Annotated in this window: 18 protein-coding genes; 14 read left to right on the top strand and 4 right to left on the bottom strand. The window is 38.0% G+C overall.

The features are described 5' to 3' along the window. Positions 1 to 230: 230 nt before the first annotated feature. The 3 genes from LQ227_RS13090 to LQ227_RS13080 are packed head-to-tail and all read left to right on the top strand — an operon-like array spanning position 231 to position 2,235. On the top strand, positions 231 to 1,565 hold the full coding sequence (locus LQ227_RS13090; RefSeq protein ID WP_230144746.1) for an MFS transporter: 1,335 nt from the start codon (positions 231 to 233) through the stop codon (positions 1,563 to 1,565). Between the two features lie 47 nt (positions 1,566 to 1,612). After that, on the top strand, positions 1,613 to 1,948 hold the full coding sequence (locus LQ227_RS13085) for a hypothetical protein (protein WP_230144745.1): 336 nt from the start codon (positions 1,613 to 1,615) through the stop codon (positions 1,946 to 1,948). Continuing rightward, the gene (locus LQ227_RS13080; RefSeq protein WP_230144744.1) at positions 1,942 to 2,235 is read left to right on the top strand and encodes a hypothetical protein; all 294 of its coding nucleotides are present in this window, start codon (positions 1,942 to 1,944) and stop codon (positions 2,233 to 2,235) included. Before LQ227_RS13085 ends, LQ227_RS13080 begins: the two co-directional genes overlap by 7 nt. 108 nt (positions 2,236 to 2,343) lie before the next feature. On the opposite strand, the gene LQ227_RS13075 is transcribed toward LQ227_RS13080, so the two are convergent. Both LQ227_RS13075 and LQ227_RS13070 read right to left on the bottom strand, forming a co-directional pair. Beyond that, on the bottom strand, positions 2,344 to 4,056 hold the full coding sequence (locus LQ227_RS13075; RefSeq protein ID WP_230149592.1) for a RagB/SusD family nutrient uptake outer membrane protein: 1,713 nt from the start codon (positions 4,054 to 4,056) through the stop codon (positions 2,344 to 2,346). Between the two features lie 14 nt (positions 4,057 to 4,070). Then, positions 4,071 to 7,301, bottom strand: coding sequence for a TonB-dependent receptor (locus LQ227_RS13070; protein ID WP_230149591.1), 3,231 nt, complete (start codon positions 7,299 to 7,301; stop codon positions 4,071 to 4,073). Positions 7,302 to 7,899: 598 nt separating this feature from the next. Here LQ227_RS13070 and LQ227_RS13065 point away from each other — a divergent pair. Next, positions 7,900 to 9,201 carry a DEAD/DEAH box helicase gene (locus LQ227_RS13065; RefSeq protein WP_230144741.1) on the top strand — a complete coding sequence of 434 codons (1,302 nt, stop codon included), beginning with the start codon at positions 7,900 to 7,902 and terminating at the stop codon, positions 9,199 to 9,201. 272 nt (positions 9,202 to 9,473) lie between these two features. Here the strand turns inward: LQ227_RS13065 and leuS are convergent, their stop codons facing one another. Next, a complete protein-coding gene (gene leuS / locus LQ227_RS13060; RefSeq protein WP_230149590.1) occupies positions 9,474 to 12,260 on the bottom strand; it encodes a leucine--tRNA ligase in 2,787 nt (928 codons plus the stop codon). A gap of 256 nt (positions 12,261 to 12,516) precedes the next feature. Beyond that, positions 12,517 to 12,945 (bottom strand): hypothetical protein, encoded by a 429-nt coding sequence (locus LQ227_RS13055; protein ID WP_230144739.1) that lies wholly within the window; start codon positions 12,943 to 12,945, stop codon positions 12,517 to 12,519. Between the two features lie 199 nt (positions 12,946 to 13,144). Between LQ227_RS13055 and LQ227_RS13050 the strand changes: the two genes are divergently transcribed. The 10 genes from LQ227_RS13050 to LQ227_RS13005 all read left to right on the top strand — a co-directional run bounded on the left by LQ227_RS13050 (position 13,145) and on the right by LQ227_RS13005 (position 23,538). Next, entirely contained in the window at positions 13,145 to 14,023 is an 879-nt protein-coding gene (locus LQ227_RS13050) for an ABC transporter permease (RefSeq protein ID WP_029275800.1), read from the top strand. Continuing rightward, positions 14,023 to 14,250, top strand: a complete 228-nt coding sequence (locus tag LQ227_RS13045) for a DUF3098 domain-containing protein (protein ID WP_029275801.1) — start codon at positions 14,023 to 14,025, stop codon at positions 14,248 to 14,250. The genes LQ227_RS13050 and LQ227_RS13045 overlap by 1 nt, the downstream gene beginning before the upstream one ends. 80 nt (positions 14,251 to 14,330) lie before the next feature. Then, entirely contained in the window at positions 14,331 to 15,125 is a 795-nt protein-coding gene (locus tag LQ227_RS13040; protein WP_230144738.1) for an undecaprenyl-diphosphate phosphatase, read from the top strand. 298 nt (positions 15,126 to 15,423) lie between these two features. Beyond that, on the top strand, positions 15,424 to 16,155 hold the full coding sequence (truB, locus tag LQ227_RS13035; protein WP_230149589.1) for a tRNA pseudouridine(55) synthase TruB: 732 nt from the start codon (positions 15,424 to 15,426) through the stop codon (positions 16,153 to 16,155). After that, positions 16,152 to 17,012, top strand: a complete 861-nt coding sequence (locus LQ227_RS13030) for a YitT family protein (protein ID WP_230144736.1) — start codon at positions 16,152 to 16,154, stop codon at positions 17,010 to 17,012. Before truB ends, LQ227_RS13030 begins: the two co-directional genes overlap by 4 nt. Before the next feature lie 131 nt (positions 17,013 to 17,143). Next, positions 17,144 to 18,136 (top strand): bifunctional riboflavin kinase/FAD synthetase, encoded by a 993-nt coding sequence (locus LQ227_RS13025; protein ID WP_230149588.1) that lies wholly within the window; start codon positions 17,144 to 17,146, stop codon positions 18,134 to 18,136. A 511-nt stretch (positions 18,137 to 18,647) separates the two neighbouring features. Further along, positions 18,648 to 20,861, top strand: a complete 2,214-nt coding sequence (locus LQ227_RS13020) for a cation:proton antiporter (RefSeq protein ID WP_230144734.1) — start codon at positions 18,648 to 18,650, stop codon at positions 20,859 to 20,861. 103 nt (positions 20,862 to 20,964) lie between these two features. Continuing rightward, positions 20,965 to 21,999 carry a DUF2157 domain-containing protein gene (locus tag LQ227_RS13015; RefSeq protein ID WP_230144733.1) on the top strand — a complete coding sequence of 345 codons (1,035 nt, stop codon included), beginning with the start codon at positions 20,965 to 20,967 and terminating at the stop codon, positions 21,997 to 21,999. A 49-nt stretch (positions 22,000 to 22,048) separates the two neighbouring features. Continuing rightward, entirely contained in the window at positions 22,049 to 23,110 is a 1,062-nt protein-coding gene (locus LQ227_RS13010; protein WP_230144732.1) for a YhcG family protein, read from the top strand. 5 nt (positions 23,111 to 23,115) lie between these two features. Continuing rightward, complete coding sequence (locus LQ227_RS13005; RefSeq protein ID WP_230144731.1) at positions 23,116 to 23,538, top strand: secondary thiamine-phosphate synthase enzyme YjbQ; 423 nt, start codon at positions 23,116 to 23,118, stop codon at positions 23,536 to 23,538. Positions 23,539 to 23,542: the final 4 nt, after the last annotated feature.

Here is a 23,542-nt window from a genome sequence, read left to right as displayed (position 1 = left end):
TCCCGCCATACGCTACAATCTTTTTGTCATTTTCATCCTGAGCCTGTCGAAGGAACTACAAAAAGTATTTCTGCTACTGTCGGGTTTAAGATAGAAAGGCAGACCGATTAAAATAAACCTGATTGGAATGGACATGAAGCGCAGCGGAATAAAATGGAAAGCAGGGCTGATCTAACCAATTAACACAGAAACCAGCTTTACAAAAAACATAAAAGAACATAAAATAATTAATGAACAAAACTCTCTCCTTAAAACAAGAAATTGCTTACGCTGCTGGTATGATTGGTTGGAGCACGATGACAAACATTATCATCGTAATGCTTCCCTATTTCTATCTTCCCCCAAGCAACGCTGGCCTGCCACCTTTGGTACCACAACTCGTTTTATTGGGTGCGTTTAATATCCTTTCTATTATTGCTGCCTCAGGAAGGCTGGTAGATGCCATTTACGATCCGTTTATTGCGTCTAAAAGTGATGCATGCACCGATAAAAACGGTCGCAGGATGCCCTTTATGAAATGGGCAATTGTTCCTGCTATGCTTTTTTGCGGACTGGTTTTCTACCCGATCCAAAAAACGGAGAGCCTGCATAATGCCTGGTGGTTAACCATAACACTTTGTTTATTTTTTGTATCGGTTACTACCTATATTATTCCTTATAATGCGCTGCTGGCCGAAGTAACCAATACGCCAAAACAAAAAGTTAAATTATCGAGTTATCAGCAGGTTGGTTTTGTAATTGGAATCATTTTATCGGCCTGTACCAACAACTTTGCCGATCTGGTTGAGGCTCATTTTCATGTAGTCAACCGCAGCGAAGCCATCCAGACCGCGATATGGGGTTTGTGTATCTTATCCGGACTGGTGATGTTGTTGCCAATTTTTTTCATCAATGAAAAGGAATTTTCGATTGCGAAGCCTACTCATATCCCTTTATGGCCAGCAATTAAAAGCACCTTTAAAAACAGCAATTTTAAATATTACCTGATATCAGATTTCGCTTTTTATACGGCCCTGAGTATTATTTCAAGCGGTTTATTGTTTTTTTGTACGGTTTTATTGGGTCTACCAGAATCGGAAGGTGGAAAATTTATGGCTGCCATGGTTTTTGCGTCCTTGCTATTTTACCCGTTGGTTAATTTTGGTTCGGCTAAAATCGGCAAAAAACCTTTTGTATTACTTGCCTTTGGCGTGTTGTGTTTAATCTTCGTCACCATTTTCTTTTTAGGAAAATTACCATTTGGTCCACATACACAGATTTACATCCTAGTACTATCCGCTTCGTTTCCATTAGCTGCTCTTGGTATTTTACCAACGGCTATTTTGGCCGACATTGCCCAAAGAGATACCTTAAAAACCGGAGAAAACCACGAAGGCATGTTCTTCGCAGTAAAATACCTTTTTGTAAAACTCGGGCAAACATTGGGTATCGCTATTTTCGCCATGCTTACCATTTACGGGAAGGACCCCGGCAACGATTTCGGATTACGATTGAACGGAATTGTAGGCTTCGCACTTTGTTTGATTGCGCTGCTGTTTTTTAGCAGGTTTAAGGAGGAGAAATAGTTTGGGGTTGGGCGTTTTGAGTTAGGAGTCGACACAATCTAATAGATATGAACGAATTACTTGTACAAAAAGATTTAAGATTTAGATACAAATCATTTTTAATCACTGAAAACGGACTTGAGGTTAAACAGAAGAGTTTACTTAGTTCAAGTGAATATGTGATCGCTTACGAAAACGTAGGCACTAGAACTTATAAAAGCAATAAGGGTATTTATGGCCTCCTATTTTCATCAACAATATTAGGTATGGTGTCTATCCTATTGTATCTGTTAAGAAATGATGGAGAAGGCGTTGAAAGCTCGGTTTACTTCTTCTATTTTGGGTTATCGATAATACTGTTGATTTTGTTTTTAATCACCTATAAACGGATTTTTATTTGGTAAAACATGGGAACGTAGATGCTATTGAATTTTTTCAAAACAAACCATCAAAAGCGGAAGTCAATACCTTTATTGATATTTTAAAAGCAACAAGAAATATATTTTTACTCAATAAATACGGCCAGGTAAATTTTGGCCTCACCCGAGAAGAAAATTATAGAAACTTAGTGTGGCTAGCCAATAATGAGGTAATCAACAATGTAGAATTTAATAATATGGTGAATAAGCTAAATTTAGAAATGCAACAGCAGAATCCAGACAAAATGAACTTTGATTTTAGCTTAAATTAAAACCGATTGTCATTAAAGCCTGCAATAACCAGTTATCTAATTAAGCAAAAAATACATGAACGGAGGTAAGAAACGACCACCATCCCGCTCATGTATCTCATTTATAACCTAATAACCCGGGCTTTGTTTTAGGGTACCGTTACTTCTATCAATCTGATCTTGTGGTAAAGGGAAATAATCATCTCTGGTTTCGATGGTAATGCCTTTTAAGTAATTGAAGTACCCACCTTCAAAAGAAAAATAACTTTCCAGTGTTTGTTTTGCTACACCCCAGCGTACCAAATCGAAGAAGCGATGACCTTCCAATGCCAACTCTAACCTGCGTTCGAAACGCACCGCATTTCTGGCATAGGTATCATTTGGAAATGAGGTGTACTGGCTAACTTTATAAGCCGCCGCCGGAGTCCCATTTATATCACGAGGGGTAATTTTAGCAGCACGGGCTCTAACTGCATTTACCAGTATTAAAGCTCTGCCCAAATCGCCTTTTTCCACTGCACATTCTGCCGCCATCAGGTAAACATCAGCTAAGCGGATCAGGTTTACGTTTAATCCGGTTACGTTGGAACTGCCCGGGGCTGTTCCGCTCGAAATCTGAGCAGCATCAATGGTATTCTTAACAGCCAGGAAAGGGCCGCCGTTGCTGGCGTCGCGAATCCAGGTATCACCAGGCATTAAACCCCAATCGCGATAAGGAACGCCACGTCTTCCTATTGTCGATTCAATTCGTGGATCTAAAGGTAAAGTCTTATCTACTGCATAATTTGTTTTATCCGCTCCGGTTAATCCATAATCAGATTTATATGGGTTAGTACGATAGCTGCCATCCAGTAGCGGTAAACCAAGGGCATCTACCTTAAAGGAGTTGGCCAGATCTATCGTTGGCTGGAAGAAACCACAACAGTTAATCGGCGCATTACCGTACGGAAAGTTAAGCATATCGCCTACATTACCATTATCGCCGCCTGTGCCATCTGTTCCAACTGAATGTTGAACAGACATAATGGTTTCTGGCCCGTCTTCTTTGGTAATGTCAAAATTATCGCCATAAGGCATATCAACCAAGCTTGGTTTGGCCAAAATTACGGCATTCAACAAATCGTAAGCTTCAGGATATTTCTTTTGATATAAAAGTACCTTTCCAAGATAAGCCTGAGCAGCATATTTATCTACCCTACCTTTTTGATTCTTTGGTTTGGTTGTACTTAAATTGGCTACGGCAAACTGAAGATCATCTACAATATTAGGATAAATGTCTTTATCATTAGGAACAAAAGCACCACTATTGGCCTCGGTAACATAAGGAACCATTTTAAATATGCGAACCAAAAAGAAATAATAATGTCCACGTAACAATCGGGCTTCACCTTGAATTTCTTTTGCACGGGCATCATCAAATTTGGCCGATCCTGAACCTGCCTGTAAGCTAGCAAGAACTTTTAAAGTGCGGTTACAGCGTTGAATTCCTTCAAAACACCTGTTCCAAATATTCGATATATTATCATTTGTACTGGTTGGCGAATGCTGTTCAATGGCATTCATAGGCGGCTGATCTCCTGTGCTACTCCCTTTATGGGCATTATCAGATGCAACCTCGCCAAATAACCATTGGCTTGGTGCTGCACCATAATTACCCCATGTTCCGTCTAAATTGCCATTAAGTAAACTATAAGAACCTATTAAAAGTCCTTCAACCCCCTCTTGGCTCATTAACTGTTCCTCGGTGAGTTCACCCTGTGGTTGCAATTCTAAAAATTCTTTCTTGCAGGAAAAAGTACTGCAGATTAATAAGGAAAGAAGAATATATTTTATATGTTTCATTTTGATATTTTTAATTAAAAACCAACATTAATACCGATTAAAAACTGACGTGGTGATGGGTAAACACCCTGATCTACCCCTGGCGCTGAGAAGCCATCTACAATTTGACTTATTTCCGGATCCAACCCTGTGTATTTAGTGATGGTAAATACATTGGTTGCACTAACATACACCCTAATCTTATTGATGCCAGAATTTGGTCCGAAAGCTTTAGCTGTTGGGATGGAGTAGCCGATTTGCAAATTTTTCAGCCTTAAAAAACTTCCGTTTTGAATGTAATAACTCGAAGAAGCAAATTCCAGATCGGAGGCTCCGGCATAAGCTGAAGGAATCAGGCTTGATGTATTGCTTGGGCTCCAGGCATCAAGTAACCTAACACTTTTTGCTCCATCAAAGGAAGGGAAATCTGTAAAATAGCGTGTAGCTTCAAATATATCATTTCCTTTTACACCATATAAGAAAGCTGAGATATCAAAATTCTTGTAAGATGCGTTCAAATTTATACCGTAAGTGAAATCAGGATGTGGACTTCCAATAATTGTCCGATCTTTTGGATCAATAATACCATCACCATTAATATCCTGATAACGTAATCCACCAACCCTGGCACCCGAATAAGAAGGATTATTCTGAATATCAGCAGTACTCTGGTAAATTCCTGCGGTTTTATATCCAAAAAATGAACCCAGTGGCGCACCTTCCTGTAAAACGCTGGTTTGTAAGCTCCTATAATTACCATAAACCTGATTGAGAATACCTGGTGCCAACCTTACGATTTTATTGTTATTCTTGGAGAAATTTGCACCAATATCAAATTTAAAAGGGCTATCAGCGCTTCTTCCATAATGATAAGCGACATTAAATTCGACCCCTTTATTACTCATATCGCCGATATTTACAAAAGGTGAACTTCCCATTCCTACAATGCTTGCTGGTAGCGGTACCGGGTAAAGCATGTCAGTCGTTTTCTTGTTATACCAATCTACTGATCCATCAACAGCCCCACCTAACAAAGTAAAATCAAGACCAATATTTAAAGAATTTACAGCTTCCCATTTTATATCAGGGTTTTGATAGGCATTTTGTCGCACACCAGTTGTAAGACCATTACCGCCACCAAGCGCATAAGCTGAATTAACAATAGAACTTTGAAATCTATTGATATATTGATATCCAGGTATCCGTTGATTTCCGGTTTGTCCGTATCCAACACGAAGTTTCAAATCGCTAACCCAATTGAGGCTTTTCATAAACTCCTCTTCAGATAACCTCCATGCAGCACTTGCTGCCGGAAAATTACCATACTTATTAGCAGAACCGAAGTTAGATGAACCATCCCTACGGATAGTAAAACTGGCGAGATAACGATCATTAAAGGAATAATCAAGCTTTGCAAACACGGAGAACAGTGAACCAATTGCTCCGGTACTGGCATTGCTGATATTTGAAGAACCTGTATTTAAATAATAATAATCCGGATTACCCAAAAGAAAAAAATCATTTCTTCCTGCAGTTAATTGTCTGGTCCTGGATCTGATTGCCTCTGTACCGATTAATGCATTTAAGCTGTGTTTTTCAGCAAATTTTTTATTATAATTTAAAGTATTAGTCCAGGTCCATTCTGTATTATACCCTTGGATTTCGCTTAAATTATTTGAATTATTACCTTCAGAGAATTCCAAATTCGGATAACGCATAGATAAGCTATTGTAATTTTCGTAACGTATCCCAAAATTGGTTTTTAATACTAAACCCGGAATAATATCACCCTCACCGAAGATATTCCCAAAAAAGAAGTTGTTTTTATTAACATTATCCTTTGCCCTGAATAGAAATGCGAGTGGGTTCTCTGCATTTCCCAACTGACTACCGCGGCTACCGGCAAAGTTTCCGGCAATGTCATAAACAGGGATAATTGTTGGGATGCGGTATGCCCATCCTAAAGCACTTCCCTGATCCTGATAACCACCGGGAGTATTCGGGTTAACGCCAAATCCGACGCCTTCAGAATAACTGTACTGTGCATTTTCTCCGAAACGCACCCTTTTATTAAAAGCAGATACCGCAGTATTGGATCTAAAACTATAACGTTTAAAACCTGTGTATTTTATCGTTCCTTTTTGGTTCAAGTATCCGGCACTAATAGAATAGGTTGCATTGTCTGAACCTCCCAGTGCACTAATATTATAATTCTGAACCGGTGCAGATTCGGTTATCTCATCAAACCAATTGGTACCTTGCTTATTTGCTTTTGTAATTTGATAAAACAGATTTGGATCACGGCTATAGTTGTACTTAGAAGGATCTGCATCTGCAGCAGTAACATTCTGACCGAGTTTTAAACCTGCCACCAAATATTCAGGTAATACCGGTACTGTGCCCGAACCATAGTTATCTCCAGCAGCAATAGGCTTTCCGGCATTAGTATACCCATTAAATACATATTGTGCATATTGTTGAGGATTCATCATTTGTGGGAAGCTATTTTTTCTTGGCGACTGTGTGCCATAGTAAGAATCGAGCGTAATTTTTGGTAGTCCTGCTGAGCCTTTTTTTGTGGTAATGATAACCACACCATTATTGGCTCTTGAACCATAGATAGAAGCTGAAGAAGCATCTTTCAATACTTGCATGCTTTCGATATCATTCTGGTTAAGCCAGGATAGTTTTCCCTCAAACGGAACCCCATCAATTACATAAAGTGGGTCATTGTTATTAATGGTACTAAAACCCCGGATTCTTATTTGTGGCGTTGAACCAGGAGCCCCGTCATTTACAATTTGTACCCCTGTTGCTTTTCCTTGCAACGCCTCTACAGCACTAGCTGCAGGCTGGGCCTTTAACAGTTCCATACTTACTACAGCTACAGAACCGGTTAAGTCTTTCTTCCGCTGAGAAGAATAACCTGTCACTACAACCTCTGTAAGGTTATTATTGTTGGCTTGTAATACAATTGAAATGTTGGTTTGGGTACCCACTGTTACTTCTTTATTGCCATAGCCAACAAAAGAAATAACCAACACATCAGTAGGTTTTACACTCAGCGAGAAGGCCCCATTTGCATCAGTAGCGGTACCACCACTACCATTTTTAATTTTGATCGTGGCGCCAACCACAGGGAGTTTATCATCACTTGCAATAACTTTACCAGTGATTTTTGATTGGGCCATTGCGCCGAGGGCAAATAACATCCCCAAACACAAGAGAAGAAAACTCCTCTTGATACAAGATAGATTTTGTTTCATAGGTTATAAATGATTAGGTGAATAATGCGTACTCAATACGACTGATGTACTTCTAGGTTAATAAACTTAGCAGTATCAGGTGATCTCCGTCAGTTATGACGAGGTGTTTAAGTGGTTTAGTTTTTTGCTGGATGATGCCAATGCACCAAAAAAGGCAGGCATGCAAGAAGAATGGATTTCTCCTGAAGGGTGGTAGATTTTTTCTCATAAGTAAGTGGTTAGATAGGTTGTTAGGTATTTTTATTGATGATTTACATAATGATATTTTTAATTAAGTAATGAATTAGTGTACAATATACACTTGATTAAAAATAAATATACATATAAAAATAATAATACTACAAAAAAACACATACACAAACAGACTATAAAATACTAACTAAAAGGATTAATGCATTAGATCAATAACAGATGTGAGTAATAGATAACGATTTGAGGTTACGTTTATCAAATAGTAAATTCTCATACATTTTTTGTATCTTTGCCGCCGAAGCAGGAATAAGGGCTTGCCATTCTGAATGGCATATTCTCTCCGCAAGTTAGTCCTTCAACAATTGATTGTTCTAGCTTCTTCGATAAATATTACACAGAAACATACATGTTATTCAAAGAATTAAACCTCATTGAGCCAATTTTAAAGGCCCTTGAGACCGAAGGTTATACACAACCGACACCAATACAGGAGCAATCCATTCCAACGATATTAAAAGGTAAAGATTTATTAGGCTGCGCGCAAACCGGTACCGGAAAAACCGCCGCCTTTGCTATCCCAATGTTGCAGTTATTGCACGAAAAACACATCAATACCAAGGCAACCAAAAACATAAAGGCTTTAATTTTAACGCCAACACGCGAGCTTGCCATCCAGATTGAAGAGAGTTTTAAGGCTTATGGCCGTCATTTAAATTTACGCCATTTAGTAATTTTTGGTGGTGTAAATCAACACTCACAAGTAGAAGCTTTAAGAAAAGGCGTTGACATTTTAGTTGCAACACCAGGCCGTTTATTAGATTTAATGAACCAGGGGTTTATCAGCTTAAATACTATCGAATTGTTCGTATTGGATGAAGCCGACCGTATGCTCGATATGGGCTTTATTCACGATGTGAAAAAAGTAGTGGCTAAATTGCCTGCAAAACGCCAGACTTTATTTTTCTCTGCAACCATGCCAGATGAAATCCAGAAGTTGGCAAATACGATTTTATCTAGTCCGACAAAAGTAGAGGTTACCCCCATTTCTTCTACAGCAGAAACAATTGTTCAATCGGTTTATTTTGTAGACAAACCTGATAAAAAGAAATTATTGATCCACCTTCTTGAGGATAAAAAGATCGAAACTGCTTTGGTTTTTACCCGGACCAAACATGGTGCAGACCGTATTGTTAAGGATTTGGCCCATGCAGGTATTAAAGCTGCTGCCATTCACGGCAATAAATCGCAAAATGCCAGACAACGGGCATTAACTGATTTTAAAGACCGTAAAATCCGCGTTTTGGTAGCTACCGATATTGCTGCACGTGGTATTGATATCGATCAGTTATCGCACGTTTTCAATTTCGAATTGCCGAATATTCCTGAATCTTATGTACACAGAATTGGCCGTACAGGCCGTGCTGGTGCAAACGGGATTGCCATTTCTTTCTGCGATGCAGAGGAAAACGAATACTTATTGGATATCCAGAAACTGATTAAAATTACGCTCCCGGTTGTTGATGATCATCCTTATCCATTAAGCTGGGAAAGTATGCTGGCCAAAAACCAGGTTAAACGTAAACCACAAGCCCAATCTAAAGGCGGTGGAGGCGCTAAAAAAGGCGGTGATGGTAATATGAGCGGCAAACCGCGCAATGCCAGCAACAATAGAAGATTTGGTGGAAACAGAAAAAGAGGGGAAAGATAGAACGCTGAAAGACTAAAGCAGAAAGACTAAAGTTTTCCTGCTTATCGTATAAAAACCCAAGTTGTAAAATACAGCTTGGGTTTTGTTTTTATACCTATCTACAGTTGAGGGGTGGAAAATAAGTAAAAGCAGTCGTCATTGCGATAAGGCTTTCAGCCAACAGAGCAACGACGATAAAACGAGAACCCCCGAATTGATCGTACAACTCGGGGGTTCCTTTTATAAAACTTTGCAGGAAAGCTTTCCGCTTTAGTCTTTAAGCTTTAGACTCCTTAAACCACCACATTAATAATCTTTCCTTTAACGAAAATGATCTTTTTGGTTGGTTTTCCGTCTAAGAATTTCTGGAATTGCTCGTCTGCCAATAAAATGCTTTCTACCTCTGGCTGAGCCAAAGTTAAGCTCAAATTCAGGTTCATTTTCATTTTACCATTGATCGAAACCGGATAGGCAAATTCATCTTCTACCAAATACTCAGGCTTAAATGTCGGGAAAGCCGTGTAGGATAAAGTTCCGGCTTCATTACCCAACAATACCCAAAGCTCTTCGCAGATATGTGGCGCATAAGGTGAAAGGATAATCACCATATCTTCCAAAATCTGACGGTTTTTGCATTTCAGATCGGTTAACTCGTTTACTGCAATCATGAAACTCGATACAGAAGTATTAAACGAGAAACGCTCGATATCATCCTGCACTTTTTTAATGATTTTATGCAACGATTTTAATTCGGCTTTTGTAGGAACAGCATCGTTTACATGGAAAGCCCATTCTTCGTTGTGGAACAAGCGCCAGAATTTACGCAAGAACTTAAATACACCTTCAACACCATTCGTATTCCAGGGTTTACTCTGCTCTAACGGACCTAAGAACATTTCGTACATCCGCAAAGTATCAGCACCATAACGTTCAATCAAATCATCGGGATTAACCACGTTGAATTTTGATTTCGACATTTTCTCTACTTCGACACCACAGATGTACTTCCCGCCTTCAAGAATAAATTCTGCGTTGGCATATTCCTCTCTCCAGGCTTTGAACTTAGCGATGTCTAAAGTGTCATTTTCAACAATGTTCACATCAACGTGCAATGCTGAAGTTTTATATTCTTTTCTTAATCCAGCTGATACATAAGTATTAGTAGGTTTTCCGTTCTCATCGTTAATGCGATAAACAAAATTACTTCTACCCTGAATCATGCCCTGGTTAATCAGTTTCTTGAAAGGTTCTTCTTCTTTGGTGTAACCTAAATCTTTCAAAAATTTATTCCAGAAACGGCTGTACAATAAGTGACCGGTTGCATGCTCAGAGCCACCAATGTATAAATCGACATCTTTCCAATATTCAACAGCTTCTTTTGAAGCAAAATCGTTGTTGTTGTTGGCATCCATGTAACGGTACCAGTACCAGCTGCTTCCAGCCCAACCTGGCATGGTGCTTAATTCGTAATGTCCGCCATCTTTTGGAACCCAGTCTTCAGCCCTCGCCAAAGGTGGTTCTCCCGTTTCTGTCGGTAAATATTTATCAATTTCAGGAAGTAACAATGGCAATTCTTCTTCATTTACCAAATAAGGCAATCCATCTTTAAAGTAAACCGGAATCGGCTCGCCCCAATAACGCTGACGACCAAAAATCGCATCACGTTGGCGGAAGTTTACTTTTGCTTTCCCTACTTTCTGTTCTTCCAACCAGTTATTCAAAAATGGAACAGCTTCTTTGTAAGTCATTCCGTTTATGAAACCAGAATTAATGTATTTTCCTTCTTTGGTTGGATCTGCCTGAACATCAATATCCTTTTGTCCATCCAAAATCTGGATAATCGGTAAATTAAAATGGGTAGCAAATAACCAATCGCGTTGATCGCCACTCGGAACGCCCATTACGGCACCAGTTCCGTAACCTGCCAACACATAATCAGCAATCCACAACTGTACGCGTTCACCACTTACAGGGTTAATTACATAGGTACCCGTAAAAGCACCAGACACCGTTTTGGTATCGGCCATACGGTCTAACTCTGATTTCTTTTTAGTTAAAGCGATGTAGTTTGCAATGTCCTCTTTTTGTTTAGGAGTAGTTAACTCTGCAACCCACTCATGCTCCGGAGCTAAAACCAGGTAAGAAACCCCAAAAATGGTATCTACTCGGGTGGTAAAAACTTCAATTTGTTTATCGTTTCCTTCAACCTGAAACTTTACGGATGCTCCAACACTTTTACCAATCCAGTTGCGTTGCATTTCTTTAATCGGCTCTGGCCAATCGATGGTATCCAAACCCTGCAAAAGTCTGTCAGAATAAGCGGTGATCCGCATGCTCCATTGCATCATTTTCTTTTGCTCAACAGGGAAACCGCCACGTTCCGAGAAACCATCTTTAACTTCATCATTCGCCAAAACGGTTCCTAAAGCAGGGCACCAGTTTACCGTACTCTCGCGAAGATAAGTTAAGCGGTATTTCAACAATTCGATCTGTTTCTCTTCATCGGTAAAGGTTGCCCAATCGCTCGGCATAAATTCTTTAGTATCTTCATCACAAACTGCTTTAACATCAGCAGTCCCAGAAGCATTAAATTTTTCGATCAGCGTGGTGATATCTTCTGCCCTATCGTTTTCGATATTGTACCATGAATTGAACAACTGCATAAAAATCCACTGTGTCCATTTATAATAAGATGGCTCACTGGTGCGTACTTCTCTGCTCCAATCGAAAGAAAAACCAATCTGATCTAACTGGCGGCGGTAGGTTGCAATGTTTGCCTCGGTGGTAATAGCAGGATGCTGCCCCGTTTGTATGGCGTATTGCTCTGCGGGTAATCCGAACGAATCGTATCCCATTGGATGCAATACATTGAAGCCTTTAAGGCGTTTATATCTTGAAAAAATATCTGATGCAATGTAACCCAGTGGGTGACCAACGTGCAGACCTGCTCCTGATGGGTAAGGAAACATATCTAACACATAATATTTTGGTTTATCAGAATTACTTTCGGCTTTAAACGTTTGATGATCTGCCCAAAATTTCTGCCACTTTTGTTCTATTTCTTTGAATTGGTAATCCATTGCAAGTTTTAAATTTTTAAAGGTGCGAAAATACGGAAATTAAGGGGCTTAAAAAAGCAGATTCATGATAATATTTTGCCAGCAGAAATGCAGAATTAGAAGAGGTTAAGGGTAAAACCTCGATGCCTTTGTGTAGTCAGATGTTATCATCTGACTATCGATTACTTAAATAAGGGAATATCTGGTGCCACTACAAAAAAATGCGCCATTGATGTTAAAAACCAATGGCGCAGCAAATAATCGGGGAATTAAGATCTTATCTTGATAAAGAATATACTTTAGTAACGTTTGTTTTATCAATTTTAGCAGTAAACTCTAATTTGTTTGCAGTAATACTGTTTACTTTACAATAGTTCAGCCCATCATTAATATCCATACTGAACTGATCAGAATAAATGATTACATAAGTTCCGATTGTTCTGTTACCTGATAAACTCAGCTCTACCTGATCATCGTTATTTGATTTGTAGTCAACATAATCACTTGTTGTACCATAGGTAACAGTTCCATTAATCTTTTTTGGATCTTTCAATGTTTCTTCAGCAGTATAACCGGAAGTTACAATTTTATTTAACGTCCATCGGCCTAACATCTGGGCTTTTAATGAAGTATCATCTTTTTTGCAAGAAATAATTGTTGAGGCGATAAGTAAGAATAGGCTTAGAAGAGTAACTTGTCTTTTCATAGTTAAATTTAGTTTTAAGATATCCATAATTAACGCCGTTTCAACAAATTTCGTACCGCGTTTTCACAAAAAGTAAATTTAATTAAAGAATTAATGCTCAAACTAAAAGCAAAAGCTTTGCGTTAATATTCATTTAGCAATCATTAATTGGTGTTTATCAGGTATAATTTATATTTTCGCAGAAACAAAAATGAAATACATGGAAGAATTCGAAGTAAGTGATGCATCTAAGAAAACCAAAACCGTTTATATCTCTACTATAATCAGTATTGCTTTGGTTTTATTAATGCTGGGGCTGCTTGGTTTGGTACTTGTACATGCCAAAAATCTGTCTAACTACGTTAAAGAAAACATCGTTTTAAACATTATTGTTGATGAAGGCGCAAAAGAAGCCGATGTTTTGGCCTTTCAGAAAGAATTAAATGCAAATCCTGCGGTAAAGCAAACTCAATATGTAAATAAAGAGCTTGCCGCAAGAAATTTAACGCAGGATTTAGGTGAGGATTTTGTTAACTTTTTAGGTTACAACCCACTAACATCTACTTTCGATGTGTATTTAAAAGCAGAATATGCGAACAATAAAAGCATTGATGCCTTAAAAGCCAGTATTTCTAAAAATCCTGTTGTTAAAGAAGTGGTTTACCAAAGCTCTTTAATTGATATGGTTAACAAAAATATCAGCACCATTGGCTTAATTATTTTAGCCTTTGCTGCACTCCTATTAATCATATCTATAGCACTGATTAACAACACAATAAGACTAGCAATCTACTCACAACGCTTTTTAATTAAAAGTATGCAGCTGGTTGGTGCAACGAAAAACTTTATTCGACGTCCTTTCTTATTATACGCTGCATTACACGGCTTAATTGCTGCATTTATTGCCATCATAATTTTATTGGCAACTTTAATTTACGCCCGCAAAGAGGTACCTGAGATTATTATTTTAAATAACTACCAGGAATTTGGCTTCGTATTTATAGGCCTTTTAATTGTGGGTATTTTTATAACAGGCATTAGTACTTGGTTTGCAGTAAGCAGATATTTACGTTTAAAATCTTATCATCTTTATAGATAATGGCAGAAAAAAAAACAGGTCCGGTTGTAAAGGACGTTAAAAGCGAATTGGTGTTTACCAAAAAAAACTATCAGTTATTGTTAATCAGCATTGCAATTGTAGCAGTTGGTTTTATATTAATGATGGGTACTACTGGCGATATTTATGATTTCAGAAGAACTTTATTGGCTCCGATAGTGGTGCTGGCGGGTTTTGCTTTTGGCATTTATGCTATCCTAAAAAAATAATTTTATCCTAAAGGATTATACTTGAAAACGCTTAATTTATTGATTAAGCGTTTTCTTTATTTCTTATCTTTTCAAAACATATGAACTCTTTTGAAGCCATTGTCCTTGCTATTGTTGAAGGATTAACTGAATTTTTGCCTGTATCGAGTACCGGACACATGATTATTGCATCATCGTTTATGGGCATTGCATCAGAACCATTTGTAAAACTTTTTACCATTGTGATACAATTGGGTGCAATACTTTCTGTTGTTGTACTCTATTTCAAAAGATTTTTCAAATCGATAAATTTCTACATTAAATTACTGGTTGCATTTATCCCAGCTGCCATATTTGGTCTGCTATTGAGCAAAAAAATCGACGAATTATTAGAAAGCCCAATGGCTGTTGGTATTTCGCTGTTAGTTGGCGGTGTGATCTTATTATTTGTAGACAAGTGGTTTAATAAACCAACTATTAATGAAGAGGAGGAAGTAACTTATTTAACAGCGCTGAAAATAGGTTTCTTTCAGTGTATTGCCATGCTACCAGGTGTATCGCGCTCAGGAGCCACTATTGTTGGCGGTATGAGTCAGAAATTAAGCAGAAAAGTTGCTGCAGAATTTTCATTCTTTTTAGCTGTACCTACCATGTTTGCTGCAACAGCAAAAAAACTTTACGATTTTTATAAAGAAGGGCACACCATTACCCACGAGCAGACTAATCTTTTAATTATTGGTAATCTTTTTGCTTTTATAGTGGCACTTTTGGCGATAAAAAGTTTTATCGGATACTTAAACAAACACGGTTTCAAGGTTTTTGGATGGTATAGAATTGCTGCTGGTTTAATCATTATCATCTTATTGCTGAGCGGGCACAACTTACAGATTATATAATTCAGAATATTAACCACAGATTTACACAGAAACACGGATGATTGTTATCTGTGTGCATCCTTTTCAGGGAAATCGCTTTTAAAACATGTGCAAAAATTAATTAGCCACGGAAACACAGAAATCACGGAATAGAATTAAAGTTTTTCCGTGTTTTTCGTGCTTCCGTGACAAACATAATGCAGGCATGCGAAGAAGGAGGAAAAATTACCAGAACAAAGTTAAAAACGATTTCCCTGGCATCCTTTTCATCTGTGTTAAAAAACGACATTGAATCCGTATCTTTGCGCAAAAAAGATTTGTGAGTACCGAAAATTCAAAATTTAAAGACTTCAATTTTGCAGAAGGCGAATTGCTCTTAATTAACAAACCATACAAATGGACTTCGTTTGATGTAGTAGGCAAAATCCGTAATTCTTTAAAACCGCTAAAGCTAAAGGTTGGTCATGCCGGCACTTTAGACCCCCTTGCTACAGGCTTGCTAATCATCTGTACAGGCAAACTAACTAAGCAGATAGACACTTTCCAGGCAGAAGAGAAAGAATATACAGGCACCATGATTTTAGGTGCTACTACCCCATCATTCGATATGGAGACTGAAGTAGATCAAACTTTCGACATCAGTAACATCACCGAAGAAGATATATACGCTGCCTGTACACCATTTATTGGCGATATAGAACAATATCCACCAGCACACTCTGCTGTTAAGGTAAATGGAGAGCGTTTATACGTAAAAGCAAGGCTGGGTGAAGAGGTTGAGCTACGTAAACGTTTTGTAAGCGTTCCAGCGTTTGAAATCACGCGGATCGAACTGCCAGAGATCGATTTTAGAATTGTATGCAGTAAAGGCACTTACATCCGTTCATTAATATCCGATTTTGGTAAAACTTTAAACAGTGGTGCTTATCTTTCCAAACTTACCCGTACCCGGAGCGGAAACTTTTTGCTTAAAGATGCGTTTGAGGTATTAGAACTTGTTAATTATATTCGTAGCAAGAAAGAAGAAGCTAAAACTGCAGCAGAGGCATGAACCGCATCAAAAACAGAAACATCAGGTTTATAAAAGAAATTCTTTTAATTATTGCAGGTGTAACTTCGGCATGTTTTGGCTTAAAAAGCTTTTTAATGCCCAGTCATTTTATTGATGGTGGTGTAACGGGTATTTCTCTTTTGCTAAGCACCTTAACAGACTGGAATTTATCGTACCTTATTGTAATTATCAACATTCCCTTTGTAATTTTAGGTTATAGGCAGATTGGTAAAGGCTTTGCCCTTAAAACCGCTATTGCCATTGCTGCGCTCTCGTTGGCCTTAATTTTTCTTCCCTTTCAGCCCATTACCCACGATAAATTGCTCATCGCATTTTTCGGCGGGTTATTTTTAGGCGGTGGGATTGGATTGGCCATGCGCGGTGGCTGTGTTATCGACGGGACAGAGGTTTTGGCACTTTACATCAGTAAAAACAGCATTTTAACCGTTGGAAATATCATCCTGATTTTAAATATTATTATTTTTGCCTTCGCAGCTTATTTCCTAAACATCAATACTGCGTTGTATGCTATTTTAACCTACTTATCAGCATCAAGCACAATCGATTTCATTGTAAACGGTATAGAACAATACACTGGTGTAACCATTATCTCAGAGCACCAGGACGACATAAAAGGGTTCATCATTAACGATATGAAACGCGGGGTGACCGTTTATAAAGGCGAAGGTGGTTACGGAGAAAAGAAAGATATCGATATTATTTTTACCGTGGTTACCAAACTAGAAATGAGCAAATTACAAACCGCAATACGACAGATCGATCCGGATGCCTTTGTAATACAACAACAAATTGCCGATTTAAAAGGTGGGGTAGTGAAACGCCATGCTTTACATTAATAACAATAAATTTGGGCATGTCCCTAAGCTACGCAAAGGGTCGGGCTGTACGCTAAATCCCCGATAGAAAATCGGGGGATACCGCTTCCATCCCTCATACAAAACCCAGATCAATAAAATAGATTTTACCATTGAAAATATATCATAACCTTTCCGATTTTAAAAAATTAGATAACGCCATTGTAACCATTGGCACTTTTGATGGCGTGCATTTCGGACACCAGAAAATCATTAAACAACTGGTAGAAAAGGCAAAAGCCGATAACGGAGAAAGCGTAATATTAACTTTTTTCCCCCACCCCAGAATGATTATAGATCCTGAAAACCAGGAGCTAAAAATGATCAATACCATTAATGAAAAAGCCGAAATTTTAAAAGGTTTAGGTGTAGATCATTTAATCATCACACCATTTACCAGAGATTTCTCTAATCAGCTGCCTGAAGATTATATAAAAAACACCTTAGTGAATAATATTGGCACTAAGCATATCATTATTGGTTACGACCACCGCTTTGGGAAAGACCGTTCTGGAAATTTAAGCGATTTAAAGGCCGCAGGTTTACATTATGGCTTTAGTGTTGAAGAAATTATGGAGCAGGATATTCATGATGTTGCAGTAAGTTCTACCAAAATCCGACAGGCACTCTTAGCGGGCGATGTAAGCTTGGCCAACGATTATCTGGGTTATCCGTTTTCTATTTTTGGAAGGGTAATTAAAGGCGATAAAATCGGAAGAACAATAGGTTTCCCAACAGCTAATATCTTTATAGAAGAAACTTATAAACTGATTCCGGGCGATGGCATTTATGCGGTTACCGTAGAAATGGACTCCGAAGTCCGAAGTCCGGAGTCTGAAGTCCCAAACCCTAAACCCTCTACCTTAAACCCTCAACCATACAAGGGGATGGCCTACATCGGGCAACGCCCAACCATTAACGGAATGACCAGAAATATTGAAGTAAATATTTTCGATTTCAACCAGGAAATTTATGGGCAGGATATTAAGATGAACTTTTTGAAATTCCTTCGTCATGATGTAAAATTTACCGGATTAGAAGCTTTAACTGTTCAGTTACAAAAAGATAAGGAGGCTACTTTAGCTTATTTTGAATTTTTAAGTTAACAGATTTAAATCCAATTTTCCTTTCAAAAAAGCCTCATTTTCGTTATATTAGCGGCAATGAGGCTTTTTTACATCATCTTTTTCCTGTCTATCTCCATTAATTTTGCGGCCTTCGCATCGCTGGAAAAAAGAAATGATGTACCATTAAAAAACACCAGAATAAGTTTCATTTCATGCAAAAAAAATATCAAATCCAATTCCGATTTCAATCAGGATAGTGAAAGTTTGCAAAAAGATTTCATTAACAGTTCAATTATAAAAATATCATCCAGTGCGTTTGTACTGATCACTTTTTTGCTGTTCCATTTTTTCAAGAACAAAACCATCAATATAAAAGTTGTAATCAAGAGATTAAAATATAATTATTGGTGCCTGTTTAAGATGCTCTACCCAAAACATGTTTTTTGGTAAGTAATTTCATTTTTAACCACAAATGTGGAGTTTTCAATAAAATGCCGAGTAACAACACTTGGAAATAAATTATTTAATCATCAATACCCATTTTTTATAGATGCATTTACCTGACTTAATTGCCGATTTGGGATTAATCCTTGCTGCTGCAGGGATAACCACCCTCATATTTAAACGAATTAAACAACCGCTGGTTTTAGGTTATATACTGGCCGGCCTCTTGGTTGGCTCACATTTAGATTTTTTCCCTTCAGTTACCGATACAAAAAGCATCAATATTTGGGGCGAAATAGGCGTAATCTTCCTTTTATTCAGTTTAGGTTTAGAATTCAGTTTTAAAAAACTGGTTAAAGTTGGCGGTTCTGCTTCCATCACGGCGATCGTGAAAGTGCTTTTTATCATTCTGGCGGGCTACTTGGTCGGTAAAGCAATGGGCTGGAAAGACATGGATAGTTTATTTCTGGGGGGAATTTTGTCCATCTCATCAACAATGATTACCATTAAGGCTTTCGAAGAACTTGGTTTAAAACATAAAAAGTTTGCTGGCCTGGTTTTTGGTGTTTTAATTGTTGAAGATCTGGTGGCTATCTTGTTACTGGTATTATTCTCTACCCTGGCGGTTAGTCAGCAATCGGCAGGTACAGAAATGCTGTATTCCATTTTAAAACTGGCTTTTTTCCTGGTACTTTGGTTCTTGGGCGGAATATTCCTGGTTCCTTCGTTTCTTAAAGCAACCAAGAAATTAATGAACGACGAAACCATGTTGGTGGTATCTTTAGCGTTATGTTTGGTAATGGTATTACTGGCCGATAAGGTGGGCTTCTCTCCTGCCTTGGGTGCATTTATTATGGGATCCATTTTGGCAGAAACCACACAGGCAGAAAGAATCGAACATTTAACCAAATCGGTAAAGGATTTATTCGCAGCGGTATTTTTTGTTTCGGTTGGTATGCTGATTGATCCTGCTATGCTGGTTAAGTACGCTGTACCGATTATCGTTGCTACATTAGTGATTATTTTAGGGAAAATTATATTTACCATTTTGGGTGCGTTATTATCTGGTCAGCCGTTAAAAACTTCTGTACAATCGGGCATGAGTTTGGCGCAGATTGGTGAGTTTTCATTCATCATTGCCTCATTAGGCTTAACCCTTAAAGTAACAAGCGATTTCCTTTATCCTATTGCAGTAGCGGCAGCAGCGATCACTACATTTACTACGCCATATCTGATTAAACTATCTGAACCTTTTTACCGGTACTTGAACCGTGTTTTACCTAAAAAATGGTTAGATGGGATCGAAAGATACAGCTCCAGTACAGAAGGAATTACAACATTAAGCGATTGGAAGGTTTTATTGAGGTCTTATATTTTTAATACCATTATTCACTCCGTAATTATCATTGCGATCATCTTTTTAGCCTACAGGTACGTTCAGCCTTTTATTGTGAGCAATATTGCCAATAGTTTAACTTCTATTATTATCAGCGTAGTGGTTTCCTTCATTTTAATGTCGCCTTTTTTATGGGCATTATCTATCCGAAGAATCCAGCGAACAGCCTATTCCCACCTTTGGCTAAACAAAAAATATACCCGGGGCCCGTTAATCGCAATCGAGTTTTTCAGAATTGCCTTAGGCATTTTCTTTGTAGGTTTTTTAATGTATGAGTTTTTTGATACCTGGATTGCCGCTGTGATCGCATTAGCCCTGATTATCTTAGGTATGATCATCTTCTCCAGGAAACTACAGTCTTTTTACGATAAACTGGAAAGACGTTTCATGTTGAATTTAAATGCACGTGAGCATCAAAAACCTAATATTTTACCCTGGGATACCCACTTAACTGAACTCACTGTTTCCCCTGAATCGGAAGTAGTTGGAAAAACACTTACCGAATTAATGATCAGGGAAAAATATGGCGTTAACATTGCTTTAATAGAACGTGGAAGAAATAACATTCCAACACCGGGAAGAGATGAGCGGCTTTATCCAAACGATAAACTGCTATTAATTGGTGCTGATGATCAATTGGCTGCTGTTAAAGTACTTTTAGAAGTTGATGCGCCAGAAACAGCTGAAGAAAGTAATTTTCCGAATAAAGAAATGACCTTGCAAAAGGTGGTTGTGCATGCCGAATCGCCGGTTTATGGGTTAAGTATTAGAAATGCAGGTATCCGCGAAAAAGCACAGGCATTAATTGTCGGCATAGAAAGAGGTACTGATCGGATATTGAATCCTTCCTCAGACTTTGTATTCGATAACGGCGATGTAATTTGGATTGTTGGGAACAATAAGAAAATAAAAGAGGTTATTTAGTTAGTCCGAAGTCCTTAGTCAGCAGTCTTTAGTCGATATAGACTGCTGACTCGGGACTTTTGACTAAGGGCTAAAAAAGCTATCTTCGTATATAACCTAACCTATGAAAGTCGATAGAGAAAAGAGTGAGTTTCTTGATGATATGATTGAGCAATGGCAAAGTGACGGCTTAATTAATAACGAAACCGGCGATAAACTCCGTAAAAGTTATGAAGCCAAAAACTTCGATTGGTTACGCCTGGCACAGTATGCTTTTTGGGTAGCCCTGGCTTGCGGTTTTATTGCACTTGGATCGCTCCTCATTGATAATTCGATCTTAAACTATTTAAAACGGGTTTACAATACACCAAACATCGTAATTGCTATTGTTTCTGGCGGATTGGCAGCATGGCTTTATATCTTAGGTTTTAAGCGAAAAAAGAAACTGGCCCATTTAAAGTTTAGTAATGAAGCTATCGTTTTTTCTGCAATTTTACTCACGGCAAATGCCATTGCTTATTTTGGAAAGGCGCTAGACAATGGATCTGGCAACTTCTCCATCCTGATTTTAGTATCCGTTTTCATTTATGGTGCTTTAGGTTATATCTTCAATTCGCGTTTGATCTGGATTTTTGCTTTGATATCTCTAGGTGCTTGGTTTGGTACTGAAACAGGTTATTTGAGCCGTTGGAATTATTACTTTCTTGGTATGAATTACCCTTTACGCTTTGTGGTTTTTGGCGCTGCATTAACCGCAGCATCGTTTATTATGAAAGCTTTCCCCAAAACACACAACTTCTTTCAGGTTACTTATATTGCCGGAATGGTTTATTTGTTTGTTTCGCTTTGGGCCCTATCCGTATTTGGCAATTTTGCCAGTTTAGAAGAATGGTATAAGGTTAGGCAGTTAAGCTTATTTTATTGGGCATTAATTTCAGGCGCCATTTGTGTAGCGAGTACTTTATTTGGTTTAAAATACCGTGATGACATTGCCCGCGAATTTGGTATTACTTTTCTCTTTATTAACCTCTACACACGCTATTTTGAATACTTCTGGGACAGTTGGCATAAAGCTTTATTCTTTTCGGTACTGGCGGCCTCTTTTTGGCTGATTGGCAGAAAAGCAGAAAAGATATGGAATGTAGAGTTTTTGAAGTAAGGAAGATTATAAGCTCGCATTTAGGCATCGATTTTTAAAGGTTTTTAAAATGAAAATAAACAACCAAAATCTATACAGTAGGGTTGTTGAACTGCTAGTCCAGTCTCGACAAAAGGTATCGCAAACCATTAATAATATAATGGCTATGACCTACTACGAAATCGGTAAGATGATTGTTGAAGAGGAACAGGACGGCAAAGAAAAAGCCGAATATGGCAAACAAATTTTGAGTGAGCTTTCAGAAAAGCTAATTTCAGAGTTTGGCAAGGGCTTTTCTGAAACAAATTTAAAACAAATGAGGTATTTTTACCTTACATATTCAATTCGTCAGACAGTGTCTGACGAATTCGAAAACAATGAAATTTCCAAAACAGCGTCTCCTAAAACTTCAAATTCAATTCAGCAGACACTGTCTGCGCAATTCAAACTTACATGGTCTCACTACCTTAAGTTAATGAGAATAACCGATATAAACGAACGTAATTTTTACGAAATAGAAGCAATAAAAAATAATTGGAGTCTACGCGAGCTGCAGCGTCAATATGATTCAGCATTATATACACGTTTAGCAATAAGCAAAAACAAGGAAGAGATACGATCACTTGGCCAGAAAGGACAAATAATCGAAAAAAATAAGGATTTAATAAAAGACCCCTACGTACTAGAATTCCTAGGCCTACCAGAACAAAGTTTTTATTCAGAAAGCGAGTTAGAGCAAAAATTAATTGATAAACTCGAACATTTCTTATTAGAATTAGGCAATGGCTTTACCTTTGTAGCGCGTCAAAAAAGAATAACTTTCGAAGAAAAACATTTCAAAATAGATTTAGTCTTTTATAACCGTATTTTAAAGTGTTTTGTACTTATCGATTTAAAAATCGGAGAACTAAAACATCAAGACATAGGCCAGATGCAGATGTATGTGAACTACTTTGATAGAGAAGTAAGACTTGAGGATGAAAACAAAACCATCGGTATTATCCTTTGTCAGGATAAAAGTGAATCTGTGGTAAGATATACGCTTCCGGAAAACAATGAACAAATTTTCGCAAGTAAGTATTTAACGGTTTTACCTAGCGAAAAGGATTTCATTAGAATTATTGAGAATTAATTCAAATGAAAATATACCAACAAGCCTTAGCACTGAGAGAACGTAGAAGGGGTTTCCATATCATTACTGATGAGGTTGAGGATGCCCTGCCCCAAATTGACGAAATTAACATTGGCATTTGCCAGGTTTTTATACAGCATACTTCTGCTTCGCTCACCATCAACGAGAATGCAGATCCTACGGTTCGGGTTGATTTTGAAATGTTCTTCAATAAAACTGTAAAAGAAAATGATCCCGATTATAAGCACGACTATGAAGGATCGGACGACATGCCTGCGCATTTAAAGTCAGCACTTTTAGGTAGTTCTGTTACCATTCCGATTAGAAACGGCAGATTGGCGCTTGGTACCTGGCAGGGCATTTATCTTTGCGAACACCGCAACCATGGCGGCCAAAGAAGATTAATCATTACAGCCTGGGGTGAATAAATAA

The sequence above is a fragment of the Pedobacter sp. Bi27 genome (genome assembly GCF_918698255.1).
In the GTDB taxonomy this organism is placed as follows: Bacteria; Bacteroidota; Bacteroidia; order Sphingobacteriales; family Sphingobacteriaceae; genus Pedobacter.
Note: the sequence above shows the minus strand (reverse complement) of the source record. Positions and strands in the feature narration are given on the sequence as shown.